At 73.2% G+C, this 6,523-nt stretch carries 8 protein-coding genes; all 8 read left to right on the top strand.

Features of this window, described 5'->3' with window-relative positions:
* Positions 1-615 (top strand): flagellar motor switch protein FliN (gene fliN, locus AC1DUQ_RS15060; protein ID WP_477074064.1); only part of this gene is annotated, 615 nt, incomplete at its 5' end.
* Positions 615-1,112, top strand: a complete 498-nt coding sequence (locus AC1DUQ_RS15055; RefSeq protein ID WP_477060053.1) for a FliO/MopB family protein — start codon at positions 615-617, stop codon at positions 1,110-1,112. The genes fliN and AC1DUQ_RS15055, both read left to right, overlap by 1 nt.
* The gene (gene fliP, locus AC1DUQ_RS15050; RefSeq protein WP_477060054.1) at positions 1,064-1,831 is read left to right on the top strand and encodes a flagellar type III secretion system pore protein FliP; all 768 of its coding nucleotides are present in this window, start codon (positions 1,064-1,066) and stop codon (positions 1,829-1,831) included. Before AC1DUQ_RS15055 ends, fliP begins: the two co-directional genes overlap by 49 nt.
* 2 nt (positions 1,832-1,833) lie before the next feature.
* Positions 1,834-2,106: a flagellar biosynthesis protein FliQ gene (fliQ, locus tag AC1DUQ_RS15045; RefSeq protein WP_056085628.1), complete on the top strand. Its 273-nt coding sequence runs from the start codon at positions 1,834-1,836 to the stop codon at positions 2,104-2,106.
* A 10-nt stretch (positions 2,107-2,116) separates the two neighbouring features.
* Positions 2,117-2,875, top strand: coding sequence for a flagellar biosynthetic protein FliR (locus AC1DUQ_RS15040; RefSeq protein WP_477060810.1), 759 nt, complete (start codon positions 2,117-2,119; stop codon positions 2,873-2,875).
* On the top strand, positions 2,872-4,068 hold the full coding sequence (locus AC1DUQ_RS15035) for an EscU/YscU/HrcU family type III secretion system export apparatus switch protein (RefSeq protein WP_477060055.1): 1,197 nt from the start codon (positions 2,872-2,874) through the stop codon (positions 4,066-4,068). Before AC1DUQ_RS15040 ends, AC1DUQ_RS15035 begins: the two co-directional genes overlap by 4 nt.
* Positions 4,068-6,125 carry a flagellar biosynthesis protein FlhA gene (locus AC1DUQ_RS15030; protein WP_477060056.1) on the top strand — a complete coding sequence of 686 codons (2,058 nt, stop codon included), beginning with the start codon at positions 4,068-4,070 and terminating at the stop codon, positions 6,123-6,125. Before AC1DUQ_RS15035 ends, AC1DUQ_RS15030 begins: the two co-directional genes overlap by 1 nt.
* A partial coding sequence (locus AC1DUQ_RS15025) for a hypothetical protein (protein ID WP_477074063.1) occupies positions 6,103-6,523 on the top strand: 421 nt, incomplete at its 3' end. The genes AC1DUQ_RS15030 and AC1DUQ_RS15025, both read left to right, overlap by 23 nt.

Here is a 6,523-nt window from a genome sequence, read left to right as displayed (position 1 = left end):
GTGCCGGCGGACCACACCGAGGTCCCGACGGGCGCGACCGCCCTGGTCGCCTCGTTCGTCGGCTCGCCCAGCGCCGAGCTGGCCCTGGTCGCGGCGGACGTCATCGAGGACGCCCTGGTGTCCGGCGCAGCCGCGGGGACGCCCCTCGCGCTCGCCGACGCGCTGCGTCCCGCGCTCGAGGCCGCCGCCGAGGTGCTCGGCGCCGGCGTGCTCGAGCCCGGCAGGTCCGAGCCGGTGGCGGGTGTGCTCGGCCCGGACACCCACGTCGTCGCCCTCCAGCAGGCGGGCGTGCCGGTCGCCTGGTTCGCGCTGCGCGTCCGCGGCCCCCGTGTGACCGCGCCCACCGCCACCGCGACGACCCCGCGCGCCAACCTGCGCATGCTCTACGACGTCGAGATGACCCTGACGGCCGAGATCGGCCGCACCCGCCTGCCCGTGCGCCAGGTGCTCGAGCTCGCGCCCGGCGCCGTGCTGGAGCTGGACCGCACCGCGGGCAGCCCCGCCGACGTCCTGGTCAACGGCCGGCTCGTCGCGCGCGGGGAGGTCGTCGTCGTCGACGAGGCCTACGGCATCCGCGTGACGGAGATCGTGCCGGGTACGGAGCCGGCTGTCTGATGGTCTCGACGATGCTCGTGCTGCGGGTGCTGCTGGCCCTGACCTGCGTGGTCGGGCTCATCTGGTTCATCGGCCGCCGGTTCGGCGGCGGTCAGCCGCAGCGGTCGTCGCGCGAGCACGTCGTCAAGCTCGTCGGCCGCCAGTCGGTCGGCCGGCACACGGGTGTCGCGGTCGTCGCGGTGGGCAACCGCCGGTTGCTGCTGGGGTACGGCGACCAGCAGGTCACTCTGCTCACCGAGCTGGGCCCCGTGGTCGAGCTCCCGCCGGAGCCGGTGGCCGAGCAGACCGGTCCGCGCCGCGACTGGGTGGCGTCCGCGCTCTCGGCGACCGGCCGCGTCCCCTCGCCACGCCCGGCGCCGTCGCTGGAGACCGCGTCCCCGGAGCCCGCCGCCCTCGAGCAGGCCCCCGCGACGTCGACGCTGCAGGGCTCGATCCTCGCGCCGGAGACGTGGCGTCAGGCCGTCCGCACGCTGCAGGACCGCACGGTGCGCCGATGATCTTCGCCCCCACGCCGCCTACGCCGCCCGGTATCCCCGCGCTGGGCGACACGGTCACGGTCGCGGTCAACGGTGTGAACGGCGCGCCGAGCAGCTCGATCGTCGTGCTGCTCGCGATCACCCTGCTCTCGGTGGCGCCCGCGGTGCTGCTGATGACCACGAGCTTCACCAAGATCTTCGTCGTCCTGTCCTTCACCCGGAACGCCCTCGGCCTGCAAGGCGTGCCGCCCAACCAGGTGCTGGCGGGACTGGCGCTCTTCCTCAGCCTGTTCATCATGGCGCCCGTGATCTCCGACGTGAACGAGCTCGGGGTGCAGCCCTATCTCGCGGGGGACGCGACGTTCACCGAGGCGGTCGACGTCGGCAAGGCCCCGCTCCAGGAGTTCATGCTGGAGCACACGCGCGAGGAGGACCTCGCCCTGCTCACCCGCGCGGCGGGGCTGGAGAACCCGGAGGACCCGTCCGCGGTCCCGTTCGGCACCCTGGTCCCCGCGTTCCTGCTCTCCGAGCTGCGCTCGGCGTTCATCATGGGCTTCGTCATCTTCGTGCCGTTCCTGGTCATCGACCTGGTGGTCTCGGCGTCGCTGATGTCGATGGGCATGATGATGCTGCCCCCGGTGATGATCGCCCTGCCGTTCAAGCTGCTGCTCTTCGTGCTCGTCGACGGCTGGGGCCTGGTGGTCACGGCTCTCGTGGGCTCGTACACCGGGGCGGGGTAGCGATGGACACCAACGCCGTCCTCGACGTCGGCATCGACGCCCTGGTGCTCGCCGCGAAGCTCTCCGCACCGGTGCTCGTCACCGCCCTGGTGGTCGGGTTCATCGTGTCGCTGGTGCAGTCGGTGACCCAGATCCAGGAGGTCACGCTCAGCTTCGTGCCCAAGGCCGTCGCCGCGGGGATCGCGCTCATCGTCTGCGGGCACTGGATGATCTCGGAGCTGGTCGCGTTCACCCACGACCTGTTCGCGCGCATCCCGATGCTCGTCGGCGGCTGACGTGGACCCGATCTCCGTCGCCCTGCCGCTCGCGGGCCTGCAGACGACCATGCTCGCCGGCGTGCGCATCGTCGCGTTCCTCGTCATCGCCCCGCCGTTCTCGCAGCGCGCGGTGCCCAGCATCGTCAAGGTGACCCTCGCCCTCGCGCTCGCGCTGGCGATCACGCCGCGGCTCGAACCCGTGGCGGCCGACGGGACCGGTGCCTTCGTCGGCTCCCTCGTGATGCAGGCGGTGGTCGGTGCCGCGTTCGGGTTCCTCGTGATGCTCGCGTTCTCGGCCGTGCAGTCGGCCGGCACGCTGATCGACCTGTTCGGTGGTTTCCAGATGGCGGCCGCGTTCGACCCGATGAGCATGACCAGCGGCGCCCAGTTCCAGCGGCTGTACCAGATGGCCGCCGTCGTCCTGCTGTTCGTCACCGACGGGTACCAGGTGGTGCTCGCGGGTCTGGTCCGCACGTTCGACGCGCTGCCGCTGGGTGCGGTGCTCGACCTGAGCGCGCTCGGCGAGTCGGTGACCACCGGCCTGTCGCAGATGTTCGTCGGGGCGATGCAGATCGCCGGACCCCTGCTCGTGGTGCTCTTCCTCGCGGACGTGGGCCTCGGCCTGCTCACCCGGGTCGCGCCCGCGCTCAACGCGTTCGCGATGGGCTTCCCGCTGAAGATCTTGCTCACCCTGTCGTTCGGCGCGTTCGCGTTCCTCGCGCTGCCCGCGGTGGTCGAGGGCCTGACCGGGCGCTCGGTCGAGGCGATGCTGGGGGTGGCGCGGTGAGCGAGAGCGGCGAGCGCAGCGAGAAGGCCACCGCGCAGCGCATGAAGGAGGTGCACCGCAAGGGCAAGCTCGGGCGGTCGCAGGACCTCTCGGCCTGGATCGGGATGGGCGCCGCCGTCCTCACGCTGCCGATGGTGGTCACCCGGGGCCAGGCTGCCGCGCTCGACCAGCTGGCGGCGGTCCGCGACGTGGCGCGGAACCCCACCGCCGCGGGTGCCGTGCAGGTGCTCGACGACGCGCTGCGCTCGCTGCTGACCACACTCGCCCCCCTGTTCGTCGTGCTGGTGCTCGTCACGGTGGCGGTGGGCATGGCGCAGGGCGGGGTCCACCCGCGCCGGTTCACCATCCACGTGGACCAGTTCAAGCCCGTGAACGCCGCCAAGCGGCTGGTCGGCGCGCAGGCCTGGTGGCAGGGCGCCCAGACCCTGCTCAAGACCGGCGCCGTCGCGCTCGTGCTCCTGGTCGGGCTGCAGGCGCTGGTGCCCACGCTGATGGCCTCCGGCCAGCTGCCCCTGTCGCACCTGCTCGGCGTGGCCGGCGACGGCACCGCCTCGCTCCTGCGGACCGGAATCGCCGCGGGCATCCTGCTGGCGGTCGCCGACGTGGTGGTGGTGATGCGGCGCAACCGGAAGCAGACGCGGATGACCCTCCAGGAGCTCAAGGAGGAGAACAAGCGCACCGAGGGGGACCCCATGCTCAAGGGCGCTATCCGGTCCAAGCAGCTCTCGATGAGCCGTAACCGGATGATGTCGGAGGTCGCCACCGCCGACGTCGTGCTGGTCAACCCGACGCACGTCGCGGTCGCGCTGCGCTACGAGCCCGGCTCGGGAGCACCCAAGGTCGTCGCCAAGGGGGCCGGCGCTGTCGCGGCCCGCATCCGCGCCGAGGCGACCGAGCGCCGGGTGCCGATGGTCGAGGACATCGCGCTGGCCCGCGCCCTGCACGCCGCGTGCGAGCTGGGCCAGGAGGTCCCCGCGCACCTGTTCACCGCGGTCGCCCGGGTGCTCGCGTTCGTGATGGCCCTGCGCCGTCGTGGCGCCGGCGCCGGCCAGCACCGCGTCCCCGGCGGCTCCACGCTGCCCGCCGACGACACCACCGACCACCGGTCCGCGGCCCGCGCCGCCCGCCGGCCGGCCCGGGCACCCCGCCCGCCGGCCCCGTCCGCCTCCTCGTCCGAGAAGCAAGGGTCCTGATGAAGAACCGCTCCGTCTCCCAGATGGCCGTGCCCGCCGGTGTGGTGGGCATCGTCCTGATGCTGGTGGTGCCGCTCCCCGCCGCCCTGCTCGACGTGCTCATCGCGATCAACATCACCGTGTCGCTGGTCATCCTGCTCACCAGCATGTACGTCAAGCGACCGCTGGACTTCTCGGTGTTCCCGTCGCTGATCCTGGTGTTCACCCTGTTCCGGCTGGGGCTCAACGTGGCCTCGACCCGGCTGGTGCTCCGGGACGGGTACGCGGGCCAGGTCATCGACGCGTTCGGGCACATCGTCGTCGGCGGCTCGCTCGTCATCGGCCTGGTGATCTTCCTGATCCTCGTGGTCATCCAGTTCGTCGTCATCACCAACGGCGCCGGGCGCGTGGCGGAGGTCGGGGCGCGGTTCACGCTCGACGCCATGCCGGGCAAGCAGATGGCCATCGACGCCGACCTGAACTCGGGCCTCATCGACGAGGACACGGCGCGGCAGCGTCGGGCGGACGTCGCGGCGGAGGCGGACTTCTACGGCGCCATGGACGGCGGGTCCAAGTTCGTCAAGGGCGACGCGATCGCCGGCATCATCATCACGGTCATCAACCTGGTGGGCGGGTTCGCCATCGGGATGCTCCAGATGGGCATGAGCCCGGCGGAGTCGCTGCAGCGGTTCAGCCTGCTGACCATCGGCGACGGCCTGGTCACCCAGATCCCCGCGCTCCTGCTGTCGGTGTCCACCGGCATCGTGGTAACGCGCGCCACGGCCGAGGGGGACATGGGCACCGCGGCCGCGAAGCAGCTGGGCCAGTCCCGGACCGCGCTGGTGATCGCGGGTGTCGGCGCCATCGCGCTGGCCCTGCTGCCGGGCATGCCGAAGGTGCCGTTCCTCCTGGTGGGCGCAGCGCTCCTGCTCGTGGCGCAGCGGTCCCGCGCCACCGAGGCCAAGGAGTCGGCCGCCGAGCAGGCGGGTGCGGTCACCGCCGCGACGGCGCCGGCCAGCGACAGCCCCGAGCAGCTCATCGAGCAGATGCGCGTGCACACCCTCGAGATCCTGCTGGCGCCGGACCTGGTCGACCTCGTCGGCTCCGGACCGGACCAGGACCTGCTCGCCCGCGTCCGTGGCCTGCGGCGCAAGACCGCCCTGGAGCTGGGGATCGTCGTGCCGCCGGTGCGCACGCGGGACAGCGTCGACCTGCCGCGGTCCACCTACGTGGTGCGCATCGCGGGGGTGGAGGTCGGCCGGGGCGAGGCGCCCGCGGGGCGGATGCTCGCGCTCGGAGACGACCTCGGGTCGCTGCCCGGCACCACCGTGCACGAGCCGGTCTTCGGCCTGCCCGGCAAGTGGATCCCGGCCGAGCTGCGGCACGCGGCGGAGATGTCCGGCGCGACGGTCGTCGACCGGGTCTCCGTGCTCATCACCCACCTGGGCGCGCTCATCAGCCAGCACGCCGCCCGGCTCCTGGGCCGCGAGGACGTGCGCGTGCTCACCGAGGGCGTCAAGCGCGTCAACCCGTCGGTGGTCGAGGAGCTCATCCCCACCCTGCTGAGCCTGGGCGAGGTGCAGCGGGTGCTCCAGGGCCTGCTGGCCGAGGAGGTGCCGATCCGCGACTTGGGCCGGATCTACGAGTCGCTGACCCTGCGCGCGCGCGTCAGCACCGAGCCCGAGGGCCTGGTCGAGGCCGCCCGCGCGGCGCTGGGCCCGGCGCTCGGTTCGCTGTACGTGCAGGACGGTTCGCTGCGCGCGATCACGCTGGACGCCGTGCTCGAGCAGCAGCTGGTCGAGTCGCTGCGGCCGTCGGAGCAGGGCACGCACCTGCTGGTCGACCCGGCCCGGCTCGAGTCGGTGCTGGCGCAGCTGCGCGACGCGGTGGCGATCGCCGAGCAGGACGGCCGGACGGTCGTGCTGGCCTGCGCGCCCGCCATCCGGCCCGCGCTGCGTCGCCTGGTCGCGATGGGCCTGCCGCGCCTGCCCGTGCTCTCGTACGCCGAGGTCACGGGTGTCGGCGCCCTGGTGGAGACCGTCGGGGCGGTGAGCGGTGGCCACGCGATTGCTGCTTGAGGGCGGTGACCTGGCGAGGCTCATGGCGCAGGTGCGCGACGAGCTGGGCCCCGGGGCGCGGATCATCAGCGCCGAGCGGGTGCGCAGCGGCGGCGTGGCGGGCTTCTTCGCGCGGGAGCGGTTCGAGCTCACGGTCGACGTGCCCGAGCCGCCGCCGGCGCGCCCTCGCGCCCGGCGCGGACCTGCGGCGCCGGCGGCGGGCATCGAGGCCCTGCTCGCGGCGGCCGACGCGTCCGACGCCCTGCCGGACGGTTCGACCGTCGAGGTCGACCCCGGCCCCACGGGTCCCACCGTCTCGACGGGCGACCCGTCGTTCGCGGCGATCCTGGACCAGATGCGGTCCATGGCCGGAGCTCCGGAGCCGGCTGACATCGAGATCCCGGCGCCGGCCCCCGAGG

The organism is Cellulomonas sp. P4_B5_2, from assembly GCF_056402235.1.
This window is presented reverse-complemented; position numbering and strand designations above follow the sequence as displayed.

Bases quoted from the DNA above. Each gene is read 5' to 3' on its own strand.
- AC1DUQ_RS15030 (WP_477060056.1), top strand. From the start codon at position 4,068: ATGAAGAACCGCTCCGTCTCCCAGATGGCCGTGCCCGCCGGTGTGGTG.
- fliQ (WP_056085628.1), top strand. From the start codon at position 1,834: ATGGACACCAACGCCGTCCTCGACGTCGGCATCGACGCCCTGGTGCTC.
- AC1DUQ_RS15055 (WP_477060053.1), top strand. From the start codon at position 615: ATGGTCTCGACGATGCTCGTGCTGCGGGTGCTGCTGGCCCTGACCTGC.